At 45.9% G+C, this 22,728-nt stretch carries 24 protein-coding genes; 13 read left to right on the top strand and 11 right to left on the bottom strand.

What is annotated here, in order from left to right; translation table 11 throughout:
• Nucleotides 1-99: 99 nt before the first annotated feature.
• The 3 genes from CBI31_RS03265 (at nucleotide 100) to CBI31_RS03275 (ending at nucleotide 1,624) form a co-directional block, all read left to right on the top strand.
• Nucleotides 100-1,023 (top strand): patatin-like phospholipase family protein, encoded by a 924-nt coding sequence (locus CBI31_RS03265; RefSeq protein ID WP_088525009.1) that lies wholly within the window; start codon nucleotides 100-102, stop codon nucleotides 1,021-1,023.
• A gap of 75 nt (nucleotides 1,024-1,098) precedes the next feature.
• A complete protein-coding gene (locus CBI31_RS03270) occupies nucleotides 1,099-1,368 on the top strand; it encodes a BrnT family toxin (RefSeq protein ID WP_088525010.1) in 270 nt (89 codons plus the stop codon).
• The gene (locus CBI31_RS03275) at nucleotides 1,352-1,624 is read left to right on the top strand and encodes a BrnA antitoxin family protein (RefSeq protein WP_088525011.1); all 273 of its coding nucleotides are present in this window, start codon (nucleotides 1,352-1,354) and stop codon (nucleotides 1,622-1,624) included. The genes CBI31_RS03270 and CBI31_RS03275 overlap by 17 nt, the downstream gene beginning before the upstream one ends.
• A gap of 11 nt (nucleotides 1,625-1,635) precedes the next feature.
• Here the strand turns inward: CBI31_RS03275 and CBI31_RS03280 are convergent, their stop codons facing one another.
• The 5 genes from CBI31_RS03280 to CBI31_RS03300 all read right to left on the bottom strand — a co-directional run bounded on the left by CBI31_RS03280 (nucleotide 1,636) and on the right by CBI31_RS03300 (nucleotide 8,021).
• On the bottom strand, nucleotides 1,636-2,283 hold the full coding sequence (locus CBI31_RS03280) for a C40 family peptidase (RefSeq protein ID WP_088525012.1): 648 nt from the start codon (nucleotides 2,281-2,283) through the stop codon (nucleotides 1,636-1,638).
• A gap of 137 nt (nucleotides 2,284-2,420) precedes the next feature.
• Nucleotides 2,421-4,058, bottom strand: coding sequence for an ABC transporter ATP-binding protein (locus CBI31_RS03285; RefSeq protein ID WP_088525013.1), 1,638 nt, complete (start codon nucleotides 4,056-4,058; stop codon nucleotides 2,421-2,423).
• A complete protein-coding gene (locus CBI31_RS03290) occupies nucleotides 4,055-5,080 on the bottom strand; it encodes an ABC transporter permease (RefSeq protein ID WP_088525014.1) in 1,026 nt (341 codons plus the stop codon). The genes CBI31_RS03285 and CBI31_RS03290 overlap by 4 nt, the downstream gene beginning before the upstream one ends.
• Nucleotides 5,077-6,141, bottom strand: a complete 1,065-nt coding sequence (locus CBI31_RS03295) for a microcin C ABC transporter permease YejB (RefSeq protein ID WP_206075448.1) — start codon at nucleotides 6,139-6,141, stop codon at nucleotides 5,077-5,079. The genes CBI31_RS03290 and CBI31_RS03295 overlap by 4 nt, the downstream gene beginning before the upstream one ends.
• 11 nt (nucleotides 6,142-6,152) lie before the next feature.
• On the bottom strand, nucleotides 6,153-8,021 hold the full coding sequence (locus CBI31_RS03300) for an extracellular solute-binding protein (RefSeq protein ID WP_088525016.1): 1,869 nt from the start codon (nucleotides 8,019-8,021) through the stop codon (nucleotides 6,153-6,155).
• Between the two features lie 50 nt (nucleotides 8,022-8,071).
• On the opposite strand from CBI31_RS03300, the gene fabI reads away from it, so the two are divergent.
• From fabI to CBI31_RS03330, 6 genes are read left to right on the top strand one after another with little or no spacing between them, the layout of a single operon-like run.
• Entirely contained in the window at nucleotides 8,072-8,857 is a 786-nt protein-coding gene (gene fabI / locus CBI31_RS03305; protein ID WP_088525017.1) for an enoyl-ACP reductase FabI, read from the top strand.
• Complete coding sequence (gene chrA, locus CBI31_RS03310) at nucleotides 8,854-10,179, top strand: chromate efflux transporter (RefSeq protein ID WP_088525018.1); 1,326 nt, start codon at nucleotides 8,854-8,856, stop codon at nucleotides 10,177-10,179. The genes fabI and chrA overlap by 4 nt, the downstream gene beginning before the upstream one ends.
• A gap of 23 nt (nucleotides 10,180-10,202) precedes the next feature.
• Nucleotides 10,203-11,087: an HTD2 family dehydratase gene (locus CBI31_RS03315; RefSeq protein ID WP_088525019.1), complete on the top strand. Its 885-nt coding sequence runs from the start codon at nucleotides 10,203-10,205 to the stop codon at nucleotides 11,085-11,087.
• Nucleotides 11,088-11,116: 29 nt separating this feature from the next.
• Nucleotides 11,117-12,493, top strand: a complete 1,377-nt coding sequence (locus CBI31_RS03320) for an MmgE/PrpD family protein (RefSeq protein WP_088525020.1) — start codon at nucleotides 11,117-11,119, stop codon at nucleotides 12,491-12,493.
• A complete protein-coding gene (locus CBI31_RS03325) occupies nucleotides 12,442-13,353 on the top strand; it encodes an HpcH/HpaI aldolase/citrate lyase family protein (RefSeq protein WP_240553713.1) in 912 nt (303 codons plus the stop codon). Before CBI31_RS03320 ends, CBI31_RS03325 begins: the two co-directional genes overlap by 52 nt.
• A 55-nt stretch (nucleotides 13,354-13,408) precedes the next feature.
• Entirely contained in the window at nucleotides 13,409-14,410 is a 1,002-nt protein-coding gene (locus tag CBI31_RS03330) for a tripartite tricarboxylate transporter substrate-binding protein (protein WP_088525022.1), read from the top strand.
• A gap of 89 nt (nucleotides 14,411-14,499) precedes the next feature.
• Here CBI31_RS03330 and CBI31_RS03335 read toward each other — a convergent pair whose 3' ends face one another.
• Genes CBI31_RS03335 through CBI31_RS03345 form a run of 3 tightly spaced genes read right to left on the bottom strand, consistent with a single transcriptional unit; the run spans nucleotide 14,500 to nucleotide 18,085 of the window.
• Complete coding sequence (locus CBI31_RS03335; RefSeq protein WP_088525023.1) at nucleotides 14,500-15,120, bottom strand: hypothetical protein; 621 nt, start codon at nucleotides 15,118-15,120, stop codon at nucleotides 14,500-14,502.
• Nucleotides 15,120-16,367 carry a sialidase family protein gene (locus CBI31_RS03340; protein WP_088525024.1) on the bottom strand — a complete coding sequence of 416 codons (1,248 nt, stop codon included), beginning with the start codon at nucleotides 16,365-16,367 and terminating at the stop codon, nucleotides 15,120-15,122. The genes CBI31_RS03335 and CBI31_RS03340 overlap by 1 nt, the downstream gene beginning before the upstream one ends.
• Nucleotides 16,364-18,085, bottom strand: coding sequence for an ArnT family glycosyltransferase (locus CBI31_RS03345; RefSeq protein WP_088525025.1), 1,722 nt, complete (start codon nucleotides 18,083-18,085; stop codon nucleotides 16,364-16,366). Before CBI31_RS03345 ends, CBI31_RS03340 begins: the two co-directional genes overlap by 4 nt.
• Nucleotides 18,086-18,267: 182 nt before the next feature.
• Here CBI31_RS03345 and CBI31_RS03350 point away from each other — a divergent pair, with 182 nt between their 5' ends.
• The 3 genes from CBI31_RS03350 to CBI31_RS03360 all read left to right on the top strand — a co-directional run bounded on the left by CBI31_RS03350 (nucleotide 18,268) and on the right by CBI31_RS03360 (nucleotide 20,454).
• Nucleotides 18,268-18,600, top strand: coding sequence for a c-type cytochrome (locus CBI31_RS03350; RefSeq protein WP_088525040.1), 333 nt, complete (start codon nucleotides 18,268-18,270; stop codon nucleotides 18,598-18,600).
• Between the two features lie 14 nt (nucleotides 18,601-18,614).
• A complete protein-coding gene (locus tag CBI31_RS03355) occupies nucleotides 18,615-19,889 on the top strand; it encodes an NAD(P)/FAD-dependent oxidoreductase (protein ID WP_088525026.1) in 1,275 nt (424 codons plus the stop codon).
• Nucleotides 19,890-19,995: 106 nt separating this feature from the next.
• A complete protein-coding gene (locus CBI31_RS03360) occupies nucleotides 19,996-20,454 on the top strand; it encodes a phosphate-starvation-inducible protein PsiE (RefSeq protein ID WP_088525041.1) in 459 nt (152 codons plus the stop codon).
• 1 nt (nucleotide 20,455) lies between these two features.
• On the opposite strand, the gene CBI31_RS10440 is transcribed toward CBI31_RS03360, so the two are convergent.
• The 3 genes from CBI31_RS10440 to CBI31_RS10450 all read right to left on the bottom strand — a co-directional run bounded on the left by CBI31_RS10440 (nucleotide 20,456) and on the right by CBI31_RS10450 (nucleotide 21,926).
• On the bottom strand, nucleotides 20,456-20,953 hold the full coding sequence (locus CBI31_RS10440) for a hypothetical protein (RefSeq protein ID WP_206075445.1): 498 nt from the start codon (nucleotides 20,951-20,953) through the stop codon (nucleotides 20,456-20,458).
• A gap of 72 nt (nucleotides 20,954-21,025) precedes the next feature.
• The gene (locus CBI31_RS10445) at nucleotides 21,026-21,619 is read right to left on the bottom strand and encodes a TAXI family TRAP transporter solute-binding subunit (protein WP_206075446.1); all 594 of its coding nucleotides are present in this window, start codon (nucleotides 21,617-21,619) and stop codon (nucleotides 21,026-21,028) included.
• A gap of 4 nt (nucleotides 21,620-21,623) precedes the next feature.
• Nucleotides 21,624-21,926 carry a hypothetical protein gene (locus CBI31_RS10450; protein WP_206075447.1) on the bottom strand — a complete coding sequence of 101 codons (303 nt, stop codon included), beginning with the start codon at nucleotides 21,924-21,926 and terminating at the stop codon, nucleotides 21,624-21,626.
• Nucleotides 21,927-22,003: 77 nt separating this feature from the next.
• On the opposite strand from CBI31_RS10450, the gene CBI31_RS03370 reads away from it, so the two are divergent.
• Complete coding sequence (locus CBI31_RS03370) at nucleotides 22,004-22,705, top strand: pirin family protein (protein WP_088525027.1); 702 nt, start codon at nucleotides 22,004-22,006, stop codon at nucleotides 22,703-22,705.
• Nucleotides 22,706-22,728 lie beyond the last annotated feature (23 nt).

Below are 22,728 nucleotides of genomic sequence, written 5' to 3' on the forward strand. Positions count from 1 at the left end.
CCATCTCTTAGATTCTAGTTGGGGATTGGTTCGCGCCGAAACGAAGTCCTTTTCGTTCACCGTGTACCCATTATAAGGTAGGCTCAATACAATAGCCATATGCACAATATTTCATCAAAACCCCAGATTCAGTCATTTGTGGCGCCGAACTCCCCAGAACGCCGTCGCCTCCTAGGGCTGGGCATTGGTATTGGGACCCTTCTTGGGGCAGCAGGCCTCTCCTCATGCAGCTTGATTGGGAGCAAAAAACCGGTGATTGGCTTGGCACTTGGTGCAGGAGCAGCCAGAGGTTTTGCCCATGTAGGCGTGATTAAGGCACTAGAAGCCCAAGGCATTCGACCTGACATCGTTGTTGGCAGTAGCGCTGGCAGCGTGATTGCCGCCCTACTTGCCTCTGGCGCTACGGGTAATGAGCTCAATCGCCTTGCCCTCAATTTAGATGAAGCTACGATTGCCGACTGGGGTCTGCCATTTGTGGGCCGTTTTGGCGGCCTAATTAAAGGGGATGCCCTGCAAAACATGGTGAACCGAGAAGTCCAAAATAAAACTATTGAGCAAATGCGTATCCCCTTGGGAATTGTGGCAACTGAATTGCAATCAGGCAAAGGTGTCTTATTTAGAACTGGCAATACCGGCCAGGCAGTGCGCGCATCATGCAGCGTACCAGGTGTTTTTCAGCCCACAGTCATTGGCAATAAAGAATATGTGGATGGTGGATTAGTAGCGCCGGTGCCAGTGAGTTATGCAAGACAAATGGGGGCGACCATTGTGATTGCAGTCAATATTTCTTCTGAGCCAGCCCATCAAGATGCCAGCGGTACGTTTGGAATCCTTCAACACACCATTGCAATTATGCAAAGCAGTATTAATCAGTTCGAACTTAAGAGCGCTGATATTGTCATCACCCCACAACTTAAGCAAATGAGTAGTGGCGATTTCAAATCCAGAAATGCAGCGATCCTTGCAGGAGAATCTGCGGCACAGGAACAAATGGCTTTAATTAAGGAAAAGCTAAAGGGCTAAACCCCCTTAAATCAGATGCCCTTTTCATAGGCATGGTATATTTCCATATATCTAATTGTAGTTACAATTAGATATATGGAAATTACTTATGACCGATCAAAAAACCTATACAACATCAACAACCGCAATCTCTCCTTTGAGGAGGTGGTTAATTTTGATTTTGAAACCGCCAATTACGCGATCGACAAGAGAAAAGATTATGGAGAGATCCGTCGATGCGCGATTGGGTATCTTGGAAACAGGTTGTATGCCTTAGTTTTTACAGAAACGAAAAATGGTATTCGAGTAATTAGCTTTAGAAAAGCCAATAAACGAGAGGTAACAAATTATGAACAAAAAAATTAAGAAAGATATGGAAGATTTTGAATGGACGGCGGCTGAATTAAAGGCCTCCAAGAAAATCAACTCCCTTCCAAAGTCCTTACAGCAAAAAATTGCGTCGCGCAAGACTAGAGGATCGCAAGTGGCGCCAACAAAAATTTCAACGACGATTCGTTTGTCTAGCGAGGTAATTCAATCGTTCAAAGCTACTGGAGCAGGCTGGCAATCAAAGATTGATTTCGCCCTAAAGCAGTGGCTTGAAGAACATACGCTTGTATAAGCGGCTTAGAGCTATAAACTGCGTGACTTACGCTTCAGTTTTTTAACTTCATTGAGAAGCTCTTGACGCTCTGAGTCATTCAGACTGTCGCTACCATCTAAGCGGCGTGCACCATCAAAACGCTTATCCCAATACAGACTTCCAAGATCATCGACACGAACAGTGGTGCCCTTGGATGGAGAGTGAATAAATTTATTGTCACCAACGTAAATACCAACGTGGGAAAAAGTTAAACGCATCGTATTAAAAAATACGAGGTCACCTGGTTGCAACTCATCACGATTAATGGGTTTACCAACGCGACTCATCTGTGTTGATTTGCGTGGCAGCAAAAATCCAAGCTTGTCTTTGAAGACGTAGCCAACAAAACTACTGCCGTCTAAGCCAGACTGAGGCAACTCAGTATCCGAGCGATAACGCACGCCAATCACTTCCATAGCGCGATCAATCAGCTCTTCTGATTTTCCAGAGACGCTATCAACCAAGCGATCAGATACCCGATAGAGATAAGAGCGTCCAGCTTGAAACATACTTTCTTTAGGGACCACTGCTTCTGCAGCGGCGACACTAGGCGCATCGACTGCATAGGTCGATACACAAAACACAAATCCCATGGCAAGGCCAAGAGACTTTAAAAGTAGTGCTTTTTTCAGTGACATCAATTCAGTTTAACAAAGAACATTTAATTAGCCAAGTCTAGACTGTAGTCTTAAGTCTTTGTTTATAAAGCTAATTTAGCCTTAAATTGGGGCAAATGCACCAATTTAGCCCATTCAAAGGCAATTTTGTCGCCGCCTTAAGTCAACTCAGCATCAGCAAAAAGCTCCTTGGTATAGACCTGGCGAGGATTCTTAATCAAGGTTTCGGTATCTCCAAACTCCACCACCTTGCCGCCTTTAAGGACCATCACCTCATGAGACATTGCCCGAATCACCGCCAAATCATGGCTAATCATCAGATAGGCCAAGTTGTACTTCTTCTGCAATTCAGTGAGTAAGGCTAATACTTGTTTTTGGATTGAGACATCTAAAGCTGAGGTAGGTTCATCTAAAACCAAAATTTGTGGGCGCAGGATGAGCGCCCTGGCAATGGCAATCCGTTGTCTTTGTCCGCCAGAGAACTCATGTGGATAGCGTGTGAGTGCCGAGCGGTCAATGCCAACTTCTTTGAGCATATCGACTACCCGATTTTCGCGTTCAGCAATTGAGAGTGTCGGAAAGTGAACATCTAATCCCTCGGCCACAATCTGCATTACATTCATCCGCGGGGACAAGGAACCAAATGGATCTTGAAAAATTACCTGCAAGCTTGAGCGCATCGCGCGCCGCTCTACTGGTTTTAGTTTTTGCCAATCATTACCGAGAACATCAACAGCGCCAGAGACCTCTGCCGCAGAATCCCCTAACAAACCTAGCACCGCCATACCAAGGGTAGTCTTGCCAGATCCTGATTCACCAATCACGCCAATCGTTTGCCCCTGCTTTAAAGAGAAGCTCACCTTCTTCAATACCTTGTGCGGTGGCGCCTTTTTAAACCAAGAGCTCGATTCTGAACTGGGATAGGCGACTGATAAATCATCAGTCTTTAGAAGAACGGGAGCTAATGGCATCACAGGAGCCAAATCACGAACGGGCCCACTATTGACTAACGCCTTTGTGTAGGGATCGCTCGGTTGAGTGAAAACCTGTTTAGTTGAGCCTGACTCCATCAAGTTGCCTTGATTTAATACAGCGACACGCTGCGCAAAGTGTTTTACCAAATTGAGATCATGTGTAATCAATAAAATACCCATACCACCTTGATCTTTAGATTCTTCTTGGAGTTCTTTGAGTAAATCTAAAATCTGCAAACGCAAACTCACATCAAGGGCAGTAGTCGGCTCATCGGCAATTAAGAGGCGAGGTTTACAGGCCAAGGCCATCGCAATCATGGCACGCTGACGCTGGCCGCCTGAGAGTTGGTGTGGGTAAGAATGAAAGCGTCGTTCTGGCTCGGGAATACCAGTCTTCTTAAGCAGATCAATCGCTGCATCAATGCAATCCGCCTTAGAAATTAACGGCTGATAAATCTGGACTGCTTCAATAATTTGATTGCCAACTGTAAATAATGGATTGAGCGCAGTCATCGGCTCCTGAAAGACCATGGCAATTTCTCGACCACGAATTTCACGAATATCTTGGATGGGCAATGAGAGTAAATCGACTGTGCCCTGCCCGTCTTTTTTATTCCACAAAATCTTGCCAGATACTTTAGCGCCCTCGGGCTCGAGTCGCAAGGGAGCTAAAGCAGTCAGTGTTTTGCCGGAGCCAGATTCACCCACTAACGCAACTCGCTCACCAATCCCAATTTCCAAATCGAGATGATTAACCGCAAACTTTTCGCGGCGCCCGGCCCCAAATGAAATACACAGATTCTCATAACGTAGCAGGCTCATGAGCGACCTCCACTCATCGTGCCAGATTTACGAGAGTCAAATGCATCCCGTAATGCCTCGCCCATGAACGTCAGCAATAGTAAAGTTGCCACTAGCACCACAAAGGTGGATAAGGAGATCCACCAAGCATCTAAATTGCCCTTACCTTGTGAAAGTAACTCTCCAAGACTTGGAGTACCAGGCGGCACACCTAGACCCAAGAAATCCAAGCTTGTCAAAGACAAAATGGCAGCACTCATCCGAAACGGTAAAAAAGTAATCACTGGGGTCAAGCTATTTGGCAGAATATGGCGCCACATGATTTGCACATTCGTTAGTCCCAACGCCCGTGCTGCACGCACATACTCCAGGGCGCGATTGCGGAAAAATTCCGCGCGCACATAGTCAGACAAGCCCATCCATCCAAAGGCAGCCAAGAGGATGATCAACAAGGAGATGCTGGGATTAAAGATCGAAGCAAAAATAATCAGCAGATACAACTCTGGCATCGCCGACCAAATTTCAATGAGGCGTTGCGAGACCAAATCAAACTTGCCACCAAAGAAGCCCATCAAAGATCCCGTAATAATGCCCACACTCACCCCCACTATCGTGAGTGCTAAACCAAACAAAATAGATAAGCGGAATCCGTAAATGAGACGCGCCAGAACATCGCGCCCACGATCATCGGTGCCAAGCCAGTTTTCCCAAGAAGGTGGCGCAGGGTTGGGCACCTGAGAAAAGTAATTGAGGGTCTCGTAGCTATAGTGAATCGGCGGATAGATTGCCCAATTGCCATTGCTCGTAATATTTTGACGAATATCTGGATCCAAGAAATCCGTCGGGGTCGAGAAATCACCACCAAAAACCGTCTCAGCATGATTCTTTGTAATTGGGAAATAGAAGTGTCCTTCATAACGGACAACTAAAGGTTTGTCATTGGCAATCAGTTCGGCGCACATGGATAAGCCAAATAGGATCATGAAGATCCATAAACTTGTGTAGCCGATACGACTGTTCTTAAAGCGCTGCCAACGACTCATGAGCCGCCTCCAGCGCCAAACTGAATACGAGGATCAATGTAAACGTAGCAAAGATCAGAAATCAGTTTGGTAAACAAGCCAATCAGGGTAAATAAATATAGGGTGCCAAATACCACTGGGTAATCTCTACGCATCACAGACTCATAAGAGAGCAAACCAAGCCCGTCCAATGAGAACAGTGTTTCGATTAATAAGGAGCCCGTGAAAAATGCGCCGATGAATGCTGCTGGGAAGCCCGTTACTAGAGGTAAGAGCGCATTACGGAATACATGCTTCCACAGTACTTGTTTTTCAGTGAGGCCCTTGGCCCTAGCAGTCAATACATACTGCTTGCGAATTTCTTCCAAGAAAGAATTTTTAGTCAACATCGTGATGACTGCAAAACTACCTAATACTGAGGCGGTGATTGGCAACACTAAATGCCATAGATAGTCCATCACCTTGCCGATTAAACTGAGATCGCTCCAGTTGTCCGAGGTAAGACCTCGCAAAGGAAAAATTTGCAAGAAGCTACCGCCGCCGAAGATCACTAAAAGCAATACTCCCAAGACAAATCCCGGGATGGCATAGCCAACCAATATCATGCTACTCGTAACGGCATCAAAGCGAGAACCATCGCGCACTGCCTTGGCAATGCCCAATGGGATCGAAACTAAGTAGGTGATAAAGAAGGTCCACAAACCAATGCTGATGGATACGGGTAATTTTGAAACGACTAAGCCCCAGACACTTTGATGCTGGTAATAGCTTTGACCCAAATCAAATCTGGCAAAACGCCCTAACATCATGAAGTAGCGCTCTAAGGGCGGCTTATCAAAACCGTAAAGCGCTTTTACTTCCTCCAAGCGCTGGGCATCGATACCTTGGCGTCCACGATAAGTTGCACCAGCGCCAGAAGACTCCGTACCCCCAACAGCAGCATCACCTTTGCCTTTAAGCTCTAAAACCATTTGCTCGACTGGGCCACCCGGCACAAACTGCACCACTGCAAAAGTCAAAGTGAGTACGCCTAATAAAGTAGGAATCATCAAGAGCAGTCGCTTAAAGATATATGCGCGCATTTGTCCTTGCATTATTTAGACTCCTCTTTCCACCAATTTTGCATAATCCAGGGCTCAGCAGAATAGTACAAAGGGGGCTCGGGATAGCGCATCTCTTTCCGAAAAGCGACGCGGTGTGTAGGGTTGTACCACTGAGGGACAACGTAATAGCTATTCCATAAAACACGGTCCAAGGCTCTCGTCGCTGCACGCAACTCCTCACGGTTTTGTGCTTTGGTAATTTCCTCAACCAAAGCATCTACCACAGGTGATTGCACCCCGATGATGTTGTCGGAACCCTTCTCTTTGGCAGCTTGACTGCCAAAACGATCCCAAAGCTCATTGCCAGGGTTTTGTGAATCTGGAAAACGCGTGGTCGTCATCTCAAAGTCATAATCATTGATCCGCTTTTGATACAAGGCAAAGTCACTCGTGCGAATATCCAACTGAATACCAAGCTTCTCTAAGTTCCGACTATAAGCAGAAATGACTCTCAAGAAAAATCCGCCGTTTTCTACCATCTCCATGCGGAAAGGTTCGCCTCTTTCATTTCGCAAGGCGCCATCTCGATATTGCCAGCCTGCATGCATTAATAGTTCACGGGCTTTCTTTAAATTCTGGCGCAAACTATCTGGTGATTTGGTTGATGGCGGTGCTGGCATGGGACCAAAGACTGCATCAGGCACCCATTGTGGATATTTAGCCTTAAGCGGTTTTAGTAACTTGAGCTCTGCTTCAGTAGGTTTACGAGGACCATCAAAATTGGCACTCAGATCACTATTGGTGAAGTAACTGTTAATACGCCCATATTGATCAAAAAATATTTGACGATTCAGCCATTCGAAATCTAATGCTAAGCCCAATGCTTGACGAACGCGCACATCCTGAAAAATCGGTTTACGCACATTCATGGCAAAACCTTGCATCCCCGCACCATTGTGATTTAAGAATGCCTTCTTTGTTAAGGTGCCGTTATCAAACTTAGAGCCCACATAACCTTTTGCCCAAATCTTGGCACGATATTCCACAATGGCATCAAACTCACCCGCCTTAAATGCCTCGAGGCGAACGGCATCATCGCTATACAACTTATAAAGCACGCGATCAAAGTTATAAAAACCGACGCGCACATTCAAAGGCTTACTCAATTGATCTGCCCAGTATTGTGGATTGCGTTTATAGACAATCGATTTACCGGCTTTAAAAGATTCAATCAGGTACGGGCCGCTTCCCACAGGCGCTTCGAAGGCGATCTTCTCAAAAGGAATAATCGTACCGTCAGGTTTCTTACCCCAATTGCGAGAAAAAATTGGCAGAGTTCCAGCCAAGATTGGTAGCTCAGCATTGTTATTCTTAAAGTCAAAACGTACGGATCGATCTGAGAGCACTACTGCTTCTTTGATATCGGCAAAAGTGGTTTTGAATCGTGGATGCGCCTTGCCACTCATGAGCACATCAAAACTATATTTAACATCTGCAGCTAAAACTGGCGTGCCATCAGAAAATTTTGCTTCTGGCCGAATCCGAAACGTGACTGACTGACGATCTGCTGCTACTGCGATATCTTCAGCTAGCAATCCATAAATACTGGATACCTCATCCGCACTCCCCTCGGCCAAAGATTCAAACATCAAATCAATTCCAGGGGCGGTTACACCGCGCAGCGTATAGGGATTGAACTTATCAAAACTGGTTCTTTGCCCAGGGTTAGGCAAAGTCAGAGTACCTCCCCTAGGAGCATTGGGATTTACATAATCAAAGTGGGTAAATCCATCGGCATATTTAGGCTTGCCATACTGGGAAATCCCCTGAGCCGCCCGCACTGTATTAGCACCAATCCCTACCAGCATGGCTAGGAGCAAGAAATGGGCGATATGGCGAATAGGGTTTAGGGTAGGCATATATGCAACAATTGTAGATAGCTAATCATATTTGAAGCAAAGGAAACAACATGGGCTTTCTCTCAGGCAAAAAAATCCTCATTACCGGCCTCCTCTCCAACCGCTCGATTGCCTATGGTATCGCCAAGGCATGTCATCGCGAAGGTGCTGAACTAGCCTTTACCTATGTTGGCGAGCGCTTTAAGGATCGGATCGTTGATTTTGCGAAAGAATTCAATACCGAGCTCATTTTTGACTGTGATGTAGGTAGCGATGAGCAGATTAGCGCCCTCTTTGCGGATTTGGCCAAATCCTGGCCTCAATTTGATGGCTTTGTTCATGCCATTGGTTTTGCCCCCCGTGAAGCGATTGCTGGAGACTTTTTGGAAGGGCTCTCGCGCGAAGGCTTCAAAATTGCGCACGATATTTCTGCATATAGTTTTCCTGCAATGGCCAAAGAGGCATTGCCGATGTTGCGCGATAAATCATCTTTAGTCACATTGACCTACTTGGGCTCAATGAAGAATGTTCCAAACTACAACACCATGGGTTTAGCAAAAGCTTCTTTAGAGGCATCGGTACGCTACCTCGCTGGCTCAGTGGGTCCAAAAGGTATTCGTGCTAACGGCATTTCTGCTGGCCCGATTAAAACTTTGGCTGCTTCTGGAATCAAAGGCTTTGGAAAAATTTTGGAGGCGGTTGAAAAAACTGCACCACTCCGTCGCAACGTCACAATTGATGATGTTGGTAATACTGCTGCCTTCTTGTTATCCGATTTAGCCAATGGCATTACTGGTGAAATCATCTACGTGGATAACGGCTTTAGCCAAGTAGTTGGCGGAATGGAAGACGCTTGAGCATTCCACTAAGCGAGGCCCTGAAGTTTTGGGCCAAGCTTGGCTTCATTAGTTTTGGTGGGCCCGCAGGACAAATCGCTGTTTTACATCAAGAGTTGGTTGAGAAGCGTCGCTGGATTTCTGAGCGGCGCTTTTTACATGCGCTTAACTATTGCATGCTACTGCCTGGACCTGAAGCCCAGCAGTTAGTTACTTATATTGGCTGGCTAATGCACCGCAGTTGGGGCGGCATCCTAGCTGGAACGCTCTTTGTATTGCCATCACTATTGATTTTGATTGCGCTATCGTGGATTTATCTCACCTTTGGACAAGTGCCCTGGATCGCTGCCATCTTTTTTGGCATTAAGCCTGCAGTTGTCGCCATTGTTTTGCACGCAGCCGTTCGTATTGGTAAGCGGACTATTCACAACAATGCATTGAAGTGGATTGCGCTTACTTCTTTTTTAGCCATCTTCATTTTGAACTTAGCTTTTCCGATCATCATCATGATCGCTGCTGCTATTGGCTACTGGGGAGGTAAGCGCTATCCGGAGTATTTTGAGCAAACATTACATGCAAACTCCAAAGAGAAAAATTACGGCGGCGCCATCATCGATGACAACACCCCCACCCCTCTGCATGCTCAATTTAATCTTCAGAGAACTATTCGTCATAGCGCAATTGCATTAACTTGTTGGCTACTGCCGATTGCAGTATTGATCACCATCTTTGGTTGGAAAACGCTCTACCCTCAAATCGCTTGGTTCTTTACTAAGGCTGCACTTCTCACCTTTGGTGGTGCATATGCTGTACTACCCTATGTTTACCAAGGCGCAGTAGATCATTTTCATTGGCTTAGTGCCAATCAGATGATTGATGGTTTAGCCCTTGGAGAAACTACGCCAGGGCCCCTCATCATGGTAGTTGCCTTCGTCGGCTATCTTGCTGGTCATATTCAGCATCTCATCGGCAGTAGCAATCCATTTTGGTTTGGCGTACTTGGTGCTTGCGTTGCTACTTGGTTTACCTTCTTGCCCTCTTTCTTTTTTATTCTGGTGGGCGGTCCCCTGATTGAATCTACTCATGGCAAGCTTGGCTTTACTGCACCACTGACTGCCATTACTGCAGCAGTGGTTGGCGTCATCGCCAATTTAGGCTTGTTTTTTGCCTATCACGTGTTTTTACCAAGCGGTCTAGGCGCCTCTATTTCCTGGATATCGATCATCATCTGCGGACTGGCGGGATTGGCGCTATTTAAGTTTCAAAAAGGAGTAATGACGGTTCTAGGAGGCTCTGCATTAGCTGGACTGCTCGTATACCTGATTACAGTTCTCATGGGCTAAGCCCCCTTCCCAAGATTGGCATAATGGAAGCTATGCGAATCGAAGCCCAAACTATTACCCACCTTCAAGAATGGCTCGGTAAAACCGAGTCAGTATCTGACACCATTACAGCAGCGCCTGTTCGCGCCCTATCGGCAACTCTAGATCGACTTGATCCAGAGCCCAATAAGGGCGCATTCCTTCCTGAACTGTGGCATTGGCTGTATTTCTTGCCGCATGCAAGGCAATCTGAAATTGGTGCTGATGGTCATCCCCAACGTGGCGGTTTCTTGCCGCCGGTTCCACTTCCACGTCGTATGTGGGCAGGTAGCCGTATCCAGTGGTTGGCGCCACTTTCAGTAGGCGATGACATTGAGCGCGTTTCTAAAATTGAATCCGTGACCCATAAGTCAGGTCGTACCGGTGATTTGATTTTTGTTTTAGTGAAACATCAGATATCAAACCAATATGGTCTTGCCATCATTGAAGAGCACGATATTGTCTATCGAGATGCACCAGGACCTGATGACAAACCAGTTGCACCTACTCCCGCACCAACCGATGCAAAGTGGACTAAGATAATCACACCTGATGATGTGTTGCTCTTTCGTTACTCAGCGCTCACTTTTAATGGTCATCGTATTCACTATGATCGTCAATACGTTACCGAGGTAGAAGGCTATCCAGGATTGATTGTGCATGGGCCTTTAATTGCTACTCTACTAGTAGATTTAGTGCGTCAAAGTATTCCGGGCTGTAAGCTGAAGAGTTTTGAATTCCGTGCAATTAGGCCAACCTTTGATATCAATATCTTCAAAGTATCCGCTAAGCCTGATTTAGAAAAAGATCCTAGTGGCAAAACGATTACTATTTGGGCGCAAGATCATGAAGGCTGGCTAACCATGCAAGCTACTGCTGTTCTGGCATAACGTAGCAATACTAATAAGAGAATATTTTGATGAGTAATGATCATTTAACTCGTGAGCTAGCCAGCTTTGCTGCCAATTTAAAAGCCAGTGATATTCCAAGTGATGTGATGAGTCGTGCTGAAGATTTATTGGTGGATTGGTTTGGCTCAGCAATCGCAGGCAAAGGTTCGCGCCCTGTGGAAATCATCACTCAGTTTGCTCAGAGTATGGGTAGTTTTGATAGTAGCCATGCTGGCCCTTCTGAAATAGTGATCTCTCGAAAAAGTTCAAGCCCTTTTTTGGCCGCAATGGCTAATGCTGCTGCATCACACGTAGTAGAACAGGATGATGTTCACAATGGTTCAGTCTTTCATCCAGCTACCGTAGTGTTTCCGCCTGCCCTAGCCTGCGCACAAGCAATCGGCGCCTCTGGAGAAGAACTGTTAGTTGCAGCAGTAGTGGGTTACGAAGTGGGTATTCGGGTTGGCGAATTCTTGGGACGCTCACACTACAAAGTCTTTCATACCACCGGCACTGCTGGCACGTTCGCTGCTGCGGCTGCTGTCGGGCGACTGCTCAAGCTCACCCCTGCGCAAATGCTACATGCCTTTGGTTCTGCTGGCACACAGTCCGCTGGCGTATGGGAATTTTTACGTGATGCTGCAGACTCCAAACAATTACATACCGCTCATGCAGCGGCAACTGGCTTGATGTCGGCCTATATTGCTCAAGCAGGCTTTACTGGTGCAGAGCATATTCTTGAGGGCAAGCAAGGTTTGGCTGCCGGCATGTCAAGCGATGCCGACCCCAGCAAATTGGTTGATCGTTTAGGCAGCCGCTGGACCCTAGCAGAGACAAGCTTTAAATACCACTCCTCTTGTCGCCATACTCACCCTGCCGCTGACGCGCTATTGCATGTGATGCTGACCAATAAACTCAAGCCAAGCGATATCGCTAAGGTAGAAACATTAGTGCATCAAGGCGCGATCGATGTCTTGGGGCCTGTAACTAATCCAGCAACTGTGCATCAATCGAAGTTTTCCATGGGCACTGTGCTGGCCTTGGTTGCGTACTATCAATTTGCTGGCCTGCAAGAATTTGATGCTCACTTTAAGGATGATGCCATTTGCCTCTTCCGCGATCGGGTCACCATGACTCTTGATCCCGAAGTAGATAGCGCCTATCCACAACGCTGGATTGGTAAAGTCAAAGTACATTTGAATAATGGACAGATTCTGGATGGTCGCGTGGATGAACCCAAAGGGGATCCTGGAAACACCTTAAGCCGCGCTGAGATCACTGATAAGGCAATGCGCCTTGCCGCTTTTAGTGGGGGTGCTAGCCCTGTTGAGATGAGTAAGGCAATTGATCACTTGTGGAATATCCGCAAACAGGCCAAGATAGGCTTTCTACTTCAAAACAATTAGTCCGCCTAGCCAATATGAATCCACTCAATACGCCTTTAGGTTTTTGTAGTAACTTTTTATTTGTGCCGGGTACTCGCCCTGATCGTTTTGCAAAGGCACTAGATAGTGGTGCAAGTAGTGTCATCCTGGACTTGGAAGATGCTGTTGCTGCAGAGGATAAAGAGACTGCTCGCAATTCAATCCAAGCGGCATGGCCTAGCTTTACTGCTGAGCAAAAGAAACGCCTCATCATTCGCAGTAACTCGCCAGGTAGTCAGTTTTATTCTGCTGATTTAATGCTGGCGCAAAAACTGGATCTTGCCTGCCTGCTGATTCCCAAAAGTGAATCTGCTGATGAAATGAATGGCGCTGCACTAGTCTTGCCAAATACCGCCCTCATCCCCATGATTGAAACTGCTGTTGGCTTAGACCGTTTAAGCGAAATAACGAATGCAAACCAAGTCATTCGTCTTGCAATAGGTAATTTAGATTTGCAGGCAGACCTTGGAATGGTTTGTGATCCACAAGAAACCGAACTTCAGACTGCGCGTTTCCAAATCATCCTGGCATCTCGAGTTGCCCAAATTGCCCCTCCTATTGATGGGGTTACGCCAACCACCGATGACGTGGCACGTATTCAAGATGATGCAAAGCGAGCTAAGCGCATGGGCTTTGGTGGAAAACTCTGTATCCATCCAAAGCAAGTGGGTATTGTGAAGGCTGCTTTTATGCCTTCAGAGGAAGAATTAGCTTGGGCTCAGCGGGTCATTGAGGCTGATAAAACCTCTAAAGGAGGTGCAGTTAAGCTAGATGGGCGCATGATTGATCGTCCAGTGGTGCTGCTGGCTCAAAGAACCGTTGCTATTGCTGGTGAGCACTAGGCATTAGCTTGCCTAAAAGGCCATTAAACTGGCAGAATATCGAACACATTAAAAGATGGAGATCAAAGTGAAGATTAAGAATTTCTTATTTTCTGGAATGACTGCGGCCCTGACTGCAAGCGCACTTCTGAGCGGCAATGCCATGGCAGAAAAAGACTGGCCAAGTAAGTCGATTACCTTAGTCGTACCATTTGCTGCTGGCGGACCAACTGACACTGTTGCACGATTAATTGCGGTGCCAATGGGACAAGCCTTAGGCCAAACCGTAGTAGTAGAAAACGTCAATGGTGCAGGCGGCACGATTGCATCGACTAAAGTAGCACGCGCTGCACCAGATGGCTATACCATTTACTTGCACCACATGGGTATGGCAACAGCGAATGCACTCTATGACAAACTTCCCTACGATCCAATGACTAGCTTTGAATACATTGGCCAAGTAGCTGACGTGCCAATGGTGCTTTTGGGTAAGAAGGATTTGCCACCAAATAATTTCAAAGAGTTAGAGGCCTACATCAAGGCAAATGGCTCAAAAATCACGATGGCTAATGCCGGTCCAGGCGCGGTGTCACAGCTTTGCGGCTTGTTATTCCAAAGCCGTATGGGCGTGAAGCTTACTAACATCCCTTACAAAGGGACTGGCCCAGCACTAACAGACTTATTGGGCGGCCAAGTAGATCTGCTTTGCGATCAAACGACCCAAACCATTCCTTATATCAAGGACGGTCGTGTGAAGGCTTATGGCACTACCACCATGAAACGCTTACCTGCAATCGCAAACGTACCTACTTTGGATGAGCAAGGCTTAAAAGGTTTCGAGGTTAAAGTTTGGCATGGCATGTACACACCAAAAGGCGTTCCAAAACCAATCTTGGATAAGCTCAATGCAGCGTTGAAAAAATCACTCAACTCACCTGACGTGAAAAAACGTTTAGAAGATGCCAACATTGATATCGTCTCGCCAGACAAGATGACTCCGAATGGCTTAAAGACTCACCTTGAAGCAGAAGTGAATAAATGGGGTCCGATTATTCGTAAAGCGAATATCCCAGACTAAGTATTTACTCCATCAAATAAAAAGCCAGCAACATGCTGGCTTTTTTCTTTCTGAAGACTCAATCTCGTATTTTCTCAACCCCGCATTTCTTAACCTGGTCTAAATAAATAACCAGAACGGGCTTTATCTCTGCGTCTTCTATATAGCGCCCCAAACACTGCTATCAATGCCCAGATGGCTAAGAATGGGTCTAATAAGTAATCCCACAGATTGGCAGACTCATGCCAATGCGCCGCCCACGCAAGAATAGCAATTGCAATGATCCAAACGCCCTTACTCCAATTGGCTAGACCACACACTACCGCAAAAAGTAAGACTGCAATAAAAAAGAGGACTGATCCATATCCCCAAGCATAGGGATCGATCATGCCAATACCTAAGGCCAGCGGGTAAAAGACAATAGCAATACAAGCTATAGAAACTTTAAATGCAAATGGAGTAGGTTTTCTTCCCGACAACAATGAAGTCCAAAGTAATAACATCGTGACAATACTCAGATCACCAATAACACCTCGCACATAAGCAACCAGCGGTAATTCCATGCCGAGCCCTAAGGGCCAGAAAAAGAGATTGCCGAGCAATAGAATCAACATTACTTTTGTCGTGAGCGAAAGCTCTTGGGATGATGTTTTTTGCAATAGCAATATCATCACTACTGCACACGTAATGGATAGCTCAACTAAAGCAAAAATCTGCATGAGGTGATTCATTATTTAGCCTCCTGAGAAATGATATTTGCTGATGGAGTGTCGAGCTGGCTTTGAGCACGCTTTAACCAGGCCCCGGAGAAGTATCGATGACGAATCTTCTTGCGATCCCAGGTATAGGCCAAATGTGCATCATTACCATCAGTGCTAATGAGGTATGGATAAGAAAACTCTTTGCGCTGATCTGCTGGCAAGGCCTCATCATCTTCCACTACTTCAATCACTTGCCACTGCCCAGATTTGGGATCAGCCATCATCAAGGCTAAGCGATAACGCCCTGCTTCAATATTATTTAAGACCAAAATTCGGGCACCGCTATTGAGTATCAAACCAGCTACTGCAGAATTGGGGTTGGCAATCGGTAAATCTGCAACTGACTGCCATGATTGACCTGCATTAAATGTTTCGCTAACGGGTACTTGCTTTGCATAACCCGCTCTTCTTGTTTGACGGAAATATGCAGTTGCGTCTTGAGCATCATTTACAAATACCAGTGGCTGAATGGCGCTTCGGCCTGAGCTCATACGACGCTTATCAATGACTTGTCCGGCATCAACCCTTAAGAATTCACCGAAGCGTCCGATCCACTCGTGATACGCAGGCAAACCTAGACGGCCATCGGCAAACGCAATAGCTGGAGACTTCACTAGAGTGCTGATATTAATCAGAGGGGATCCAATCAGGCGCTGTGGATTAGACCAAGTCAAACCTTCATCATCCGAAATCACACTAGAAATTGAGCTCCCTGCCCAGCCCCCAATCGAAACCGTAACAAAGAATAATTGCAAGCGACCATCTGCCATTCTGGCAGGGACTGGATTACCGAGTTTAGAGATGTAACGTGATAAACCCTTTTCAGCACTCACTCTATCCATGACAACAGTAGGAGCACTCCAATTGGATGACTTAGGATCAAAGACGGCACTATTTATCACAACATCTGCTGCGCCTTCACGACTACCGGCAAACCAAAAAGCTCGAAGAGCGCCATCCTTCAATGCAATCAGAGATGCTGCGTGTACTGAAGCGGCGCCTGTTTCTGGCAACCAAGTACTAACGGGGCTTGCAATGTTTGCCTTACTTGGAGTATTTTGGTTTTTAGGTTTTGGGGCTGGGGCTACCTCTAATTCCTCTTCAACTGGAGTAACTATCTGTGTTGCGAATGGCGCCCAAGCTGGTCGACTATCAATATGCAAGAATCCGAGTACTGCAGTTAGCAATAAAAAACAGAGGGCAATAACACGGCTCATCTACAAACATCCTTAACATTAGAAAGATCCGGGGCGATCACCGGTGTTACAACTAGATACTCATTCACAAAAAGATACTTTCCGATATGGCCTTGTAACATCTGCTTGATTTCTTCATCAGAGTGGCGTGCACGCATCTCCATTCTCTGCCCAACAATCTGACAGGAGTCGCATAGCTCTGGCTTAGCCCCCAATGGTGCATGGACTGCCACGATAGGATAGGAACTTGTTAGCTTGCTTACTTCAGCAGCATCTTTAGCCAAATAGCCATGGAGCTTGGTTCCGGGCAACAACAATCGGTACTCTTCATCTTTGGCGCGATAGTCACAAGGTATCCAAACATCCTTACCTTGAACTTGCGTAATCGTTTCAACCGAGTAACGGCCTAGCTTTGCCTCCAAGGGAGTAAGGCTACTAGTCAGCGCGCAATAAGTCAAAAAACATCCTGCCAATGCAAGCGTCTTCGAATGATTACGCCTCAGTAAACCTACCAAAACAATCACCAGACTTCCAGCCATCAATATCCAGTGGCAATAAGAGTAGGTCCATGTGAATAGATCTTCCATGAGACCAGAGAATTGCAGATTGATACCTATCCACAATAGAAGTGAAAGAGCTAGCATCTGCAGTAGCAAGGCAATCCGAAAGCCCCACAAAGGTAATCGCTCCCAATGCAAGGCAATCAAGGCAGCGAATGCTGGCATGATTGGCAACAGATATCTGCCAGAGCGCTGACTCGGCAAAGTAAAGACGATTAAAAATGCAACGATGAGTAGTAACAGGAGAACTTCTTCTAAGCTTAAGAAGCGGCGTTCACGCCAGCATTGCCATAAAGTTGAAATCAATACAAAAGTAAATAAACCAGCATTAGCCAATGTCGTTAAAAGTAATAGCCAAATACTGTCGCCACCACGCAGAAGGTCTAATACGTAGTTAGAGTTTCTGGCTGCAAATTTGCCAGCATTTTCGCCAAGAACAAATTCTTTCCAAATCGCTTCTGGGTTTGGATCAAAAGCAAACCACAAGGCAAACACCGCTAAAGCCAATAGACCAGCGATGCAAACCTTATATAGATCATGGGTGAGTATTTTTGGAATACTCCACTGCCGCCAGCGCCAGTAGTAAAGGCCTAGGGCAAAAGTGGCAGGCGCGATGTATGCAAAAGATTTGGCAAATAGTGCCAGGCCAAAACAAATGCCAGCCAATAGCGGGAAAAAGAACTTGGATTCGAATGCGCCCTTACCCCAATAGAGCAGCGCCATAAATGGCAAGCTAATCCAAAAGACTTCTGGTGGGTCTGCTAAGAAAGGACGTCCATAACGATAGGTGGCAAAAAAAGAAAGCCATACCAAAGTTGCTAACAAACCAGTTTGGGTTTTACCGCTAAGGCGACGAACCGCTAAAAATAAGAAAAAAGCGGTAAGTCCTGTATAGAGGACACTAGGCCAACGTAAGCTCGCTAGAGACCATTGACTTGCCCAATGGCTAGAAGCAAGACCTTGCCAAAAAATGAGTGGAGGCTTGGTATTTTTGATTCCGTCCATTTCAGACTGCAAGGGTAGCCAATTACCGACCTGCGCAGTCATGCGGACTATATGCATATAGGGGTACTCGTCCCCGTTTTTAGGTGCAAACCGACTATCTAAGCCATAAAGATAGGTAAATACACCTAGAAGCAGTATCAGAAGAGCAGAACGGTAAGAAAATAAGCCACGCATCCCTATAGTTTATAGGTATGCAGGAAGATCAGAAAAAAGTAGACTCCACCCCTTTTTGGAATGAGCTTATGAGAAATGAATATGAAGCAATTCTCACTTTTCTCAGAACTTCTTGTTTAAGATGCTACTAAGCAAAAATGCAATACATTATTTAAGAAATAAACCAATTGGAGATGGACCCCATGCGAGCAAAGTATCTCAAACCCGCAATCCTAGCAGTGCTCTATATCGGCTTTAGCCAATGGAGTAGTGTTGCCCTTGCGCAAAACGCTGATGCCAGCAATTTATACAAACGCGGCCTTGCTGCTACCTGCGCTAACTGTCACGGCACTGACGGCATAGGAGTGCCTAATGCTGGTATGCCCATAATCAATAATTTAACAAGCGAGCAAATGCTGACGCAATTGAAGGCATTTAAATCTGGCGCTCGTGAAGGAACCATCATGCCGCAGTTAGCCAAAGGCTACTCTGATGAGCAACTTGCAACTATCGCCAATCAGCTTGGTAAGAAATAATAAGGAAGCCCATCATGGATCGTCGACACTTTATTGGTCAAAGCGCAGCAGCGCTTGGTTTGCTTGCAGGCTTCTCTGGCCATGCTCGTGCTAATTTACAAAAAGCAGAAATTCTTGTTATTGGCGGTGGTTATGGCGGCGCTACTGCTGCTAAATACATACGCCTGTTTTCGAATAACACCGCCAAAGTAACGCTCATTGAGCCAAATGCTTCATTTATTTCTTGCCCGCTATCTAATTTGGTGGTGGGTGGCTCACGCACTTTATCAGAGCTCACTTCACCTTATGACAATCTGAGCAAGCGTCATGGTATTAAAGTCATTCAAGATAGCGTTGCCAGTATTGATGCAGATAAAAAAACCGTCAAGCTAGCCTCAGGTAAAACCTTACGCTACGACAAGGCCATTGTTTCTCCTGGCATTACCTTAATGACCAATACCATTGAAGGTCTAACTCAGGCAAACAAAGATGGGGTGACCTTACAAGCTTGGAAAGCCGGTCCTGAGACCGTTGCACTTCATAAGCAGTTGGCTTCTATGAGAGATGGCGGAACATTTGCCATCAGCATTCCAGAGGCGCCGTATCGCTGCCCTCCTGGCCCATATGAGCGTGCTTGCCAAGTAGCAAACTACCTGAAAAAGAATAAGCCGAAATCTAAGGTACTGATTTTAGATGCTAACCAAGATGTGACATCCAAGGGTGCACTCTTTAAGAAAGTTTGGGCTGAGCAATACACTGGCATGATTGAATATTTACCAAAACATAATGTCACTGCGGTTGATGCAAAAACTAAAACAATCAAGCTTGAAGTTCAAGACGATATTAAGGCTGATGTATTGAATTTACTGCCCGCGATGAGTGCTGGTGAAATTGCAGTCAAAACTGGATTAGCAAATTCGAATGGTCGCTGGGTGAATGTGAACTTCCTGAACTTTGAATCTACAGCGCAAAAGGATATCCATGTATTAGGTGACTCAATACAAATTGCCCCAGCAATGCCCAAGTCTGGTCATATGGCTAATTCACATGCCAAAGTGGCGGCCGCGGCAATTGTGGCTGAGCTCAGCGGCTGGGAAATAAATCCAGCACCTGTTCTCACTAATACCTGCTACAGCTTCGTGAATGAGCGTGAAGTTGTGCACGTTGCCAGCGTGCATCAATACAATGCCGCTGAGAAGACCTTCAAGACTGTTCCAGGATCTGGCGGACTATCGCCGGCACCATCTACGCTCGAGGGTGTTTATGCCTGGGGCTGGGCTCACAATATCTGGGCTGATAGCTTAGGGTAATAAAGAGGGGCGCTTCCGAAAAAAGGGGCCTTTGGGCCTCTTTTTTATTCCCCTAAACCTCATTGCGAAATATACTGAAGTCCACCAAAAAAACAATGGAGTTTTTATGAGCATGACCCCAAACTCACCAAAAGATGCCTCCAAGCTAGAGGCAACCGTTGAAAAGTGGACGGTACCGATTGGCAATCTATTTGTCTCTCTATTCCATCGGATCGCATTATTTGGCATTGGCGCTGCAACCGTCTGGTCTTCCGCCGTCGCCTTCATAGGAATGGTAGATAAAGGATCTGCTTCTATTGAAGATTTGCTCTTACTATTCATCTACCTAGAGATTGGCGCCATGGTCGGCATTTATTTCAAGACTAATCACATGCCTGTGCGGTTTTTAATCTACGTGGCAATCACCGCGGTAACCCGACTCATTATTGATTTGGTTAATACTAAGCATGAGGCCGACCTTCCCATTCTCTACATGGGCATCACAATCCTTGTACTAGCCTTAGCGAATGCAGTAGTACGTTACGCCTCTTTTAAATACCCTAGCAAATCGAGTGAGAGCGAATAGTTTATGAATGGGGCTCTACTTTAGGGGGTTGCTCTATAGGAGCAACCTCTTGACCCTCAAAAGTTTGTACAGCTTCAATAATTTGATAAGGCTGCACACCGCGGTTTAGGCAGTTACGGACATAATCAATACTGGTGCGCAAAGAATAGCACTCACTTGCTAGACGTTTAGATACCTGGATCGTCAGCGCCCGATACTCGAGGACATCCAATCTCTTCAAATACTCGTCTAACTGACTCAGATCAAAATTAGCAAGCAACTCTTGCTCCAGGCTCTTCAAGTCCGCATACAAGCGATTGATCTTATTTTGCATACGCCGGGTTCTAAAACCTGGCAAAGCTTGTAATAGTGGGTAGGCAATAATTAGAAACGGTAAAACCATAAACACAACATGATTTACTAGTTCTGCAAGCCAAAATGGTAAGTACGAAAGCAAGGTAACCAAAAGCGGATAGTTATTATTCTCGAAATGAACAGCTACAGGGCTCTCTGGAAACATCGTATTTTTAAAGGACGGGAATTCTCCACGGTCGGCAAAGAAAGTAGCTTTACCATTAATCTCGGTAGCCGCTTAGAGAAATAAAAATTGAATAGCCGGATGCATACGGTCATCAATTAAGAGATTGGTGGTGGTAGCCAGCATTTTGATATCTGCTCTAGGGAAGTTACGCTTTAAATCAAACGCCCCTTCAGACACATTCAACACTTGTAAGTAAGGCTCTAATTTCGCGTACGCTCCAGCGCGCTGAAATGTCCCAATTTGTAAAGTCGGATCCTTTAGCAAGGTCTGTATGTTTGGAGAGTAATAGGCATCCACCATAAAAACACCATCTATCTCTCCATTTTGGATTGCCTTGACGGCTTGATCTCCAGGCAAATTCACAAAGTCTGGTCCAGGCTCATAGCCTGAAAGCTTTAACAGTTTGATGGCTTGCGCATATGTGCCGCTACCCTCAACGCCAATGGAGATCTTTTTTGTCAGGAAATACTTCAACCCCCTATCTACACCATGAAGTTCTTTAGAGTTGAGCTCGGAACCACGATAGAAAAACCAAATAGGGTTATAGGCAATAACGCCTAGAGACTGAATACCAGCAGTGTCCTTGGTAGAAACGAACCCAGCCTGGACAAACGCTACTTGCAAAGGATCATTGCGATCTGACAAACGATCAATATTTTCTTGCGCCCCCCTTCGTCGGGACTAACTCTAACGTAATGCCTTTTTTGGCAAAGAATTCTGCATACCGTTTTCCCAGGATCTCGCTCGCACTACCAGGGCCTCCTGTTGCCATCATCACATTCCGCGGGGGTGGCGGATCAGCGTATATGCCGATACCTACGATGATCAACAAAAGAAGAACTAAAATCGGCCAGGCCTCTTTTACGAACTGAACAAAGTCGAACCACTTCTCTTGGGCGCTCTCGAAAAGCCCTAGAAAAGTTTCATGAACGTTCTGTTTGAAGCTTGCCATACTTTACCAATCAGCAAATATTCTAAAAGCTAATGATAATGTCCTTATTGATATTGCTATAACGAAAGCTTAAACCCATGCTCCAACTACGAAAATCAGCAGATAGAGGCTATGCAAACCACGGTTGGCTTAAAAGCTTCCATTCCTTCTCTTTTGCCGGCTATCAGAACCCCCAATTTATGGGCTGGGGGAACTTAAGAGTCATCAATGAAGATCGCGTAGCAGCCGGAATGGGTTTTGGGAAACATAGTCATCGCAATATGGAAATCATTAGCTATGTTCTCTCTGGTGAATTAGCCCATGAAGATAGTATGGGCAATATCGAAGGTATTCCTCCAGGGGATGTGCAACGAATGAGCGCTGGCTCTGGCGTCACGCATAGTGAGTTCAATCATGCGAAAGACCAAACAACCCATTTCTTACAAATCTGGATTGAGCCTAATGTTTTGGAGATTGAGCCAAGCTATGAACAAAAGACAATTCCACTTTCTGATAAACAAGGCAAGCTACGCTTAGTCGCCTCACCAGATGGCGCAGAAGGATCTGTAAAAATATTTGCAGATGCGAAGATATATGCCGGTTTATTTGATGAGCAACAGTTAGCACAATTGCAGCTTGATCCGAAACGCAAGGCTTATGTTCACCTGATTCAAGGATCACTAGATATCAATAGCCAGACTCTGGAGAGTGGAGATGCACTTCTGATTGCAGCTGAAAGTCAATTGGCTATCTCCAATGGAAAAAGCGCTGAAGTCCTTGTATTTGACCTCAGCGCTTAATGATTTTGAAAAGACGTTTTAAA

The organism is Polynucleobacter campilacus, assembly GCF_002206625.1.
Taxonomy (GTDB): Bacteria; Pseudomonadota; Gammaproteobacteria; order Burkholderiales; family Burkholderiaceae; genus Polynucleobacter; species Polynucleobacter campilacus.

Coding starts and splice junctions, on each gene's coding strand:
- CBI31_RS03370 (WP_088525027.1), top strand. CDS start 22,004: ATGCTCCAACTACGAAAATCAGCAGATAGAGGCTATGCAAACCACGGT.
- fabI (WP_088525017.1), top strand. CDS start 8,072: ATGGGCTTTCTCTCAGGCAAAAAAATCCTCATTACCGGCCTCCTCTCC.
- CBI31_RS03360 (WP_088525041.1), top strand. CDS start 19,996: ATGAGCATGACCCCAAACTCACCAAAAGATGCCTCCAAGCTAGAGGCA.
- CBI31_RS03295 (WP_206075448.1), bottom strand. CDS start 6,141: ATGCGCGCATATATCTTTAAGCGACTGCTCTTGATGATTCCTACTTTA.
- CBI31_RS03355 (WP_088525026.1), top strand. CDS start 18,615: ATGGATCGTCGACACTTTATTGGTCAAAGCGCAGCAGCGCTTGGTTTG.
- CBI31_RS03345 (WP_088525025.1), bottom strand. CDS start 18,085: ATGCGTGGCTTATTTTCTTACCGTTCTGCTCTTCTGATACTGCTTCTA.
- CBI31_RS03300 (WP_088525016.1), bottom strand. CDS start 8,021: ATGCCTACCCTAAACCCTATTCGCCATATCGCCCATTTCTTGCTCCTA.
- CBI31_RS03335 (WP_088525023.1), bottom strand. CDS start 15,120: ATGAATCACCTCATGCAGATTTTTGCTTTAGTTGAGCTATCCATTACG.
- CBI31_RS03330 (WP_088525022.1), top strand. CDS start 13,409: ATGGAGATCAAAGTGAAGATTAAGAATTTCTTATTTTCTGGAATGACT.
- CBI31_RS03280 (WP_088525012.1), bottom strand. CDS start 2,283: ATGTCACTGAAAAAAGCACTACTTTTAAAGTCTCTTGGCCTTGCCATG.
- CBI31_RS03290 (WP_088525014.1), bottom strand. CDS start 5,080: ATGAGTCGTTGGCAGCGCTTTAAGAACAGTCGTATCGGCTACACAAGT.
- CBI31_RS03340 (WP_088525024.1), bottom strand. CDS start 16,367: ATGAGCCGTGTTATTGCCCTCTGTTTTTTATTGCTAACTGCAGTACTC.
- CBI31_RS03285 (WP_088525013.1), bottom strand. CDS start 4,058: ATGAGCCTGCTACGTTATGAGAATCTGTGTATTTCATTTGGGGCCGGG.
- CBI31_RS03275 (WP_088525011.1), top strand. CDS start 1,352: ATGAACAAAAAAATTAAGAAAGATATGGAAGATTTTGAATGGACGGCG.
- CBI31_RS03270 (WP_088525010.1), top strand. CDS start 1,099: ATGGAAATTACTTATGACCGATCAAAAAACCTATACAACATCAACAAC.
- CBI31_RS10450 (WP_206075447.1), bottom strand. CDS start 21,926: ATGGCAAGCTTCAAACAGAACGTTCATGAAACTTTTCTAGGGCTTTTC.
- CBI31_RS03265 (WP_088525009.1), top strand. CDS start 100: ATGCACAATATTTCATCAAAACCCCAGATTCAGTCATTTGTGGCGCCG.
- CBI31_RS03320 (WP_088525020.1), top strand. CDS start 11,117: ATGAGTAATGATCATTTAACTCGTGAGCTAGCCAGCTTTGCTGCCAAT.
- CBI31_RS03315 (WP_088525019.1), top strand. CDS start 10,203: ATGGAAGCTATGCGAATCGAAGCCCAAACTATTACCCACCTTCAAGAA.
- CBI31_RS03350 (WP_088525040.1), top strand. CDS start 18,268: ATGCGAGCAAAGTATCTCAAACCCGCAATCCTAGCAGTGCTCTATATC.
- CBI31_RS10440 (WP_206075445.1), bottom strand. CDS start 20,953: ATGTTTCCAGAGAGCCCTGTAGCTGTTCATTTCGAGAATAATAACTAT.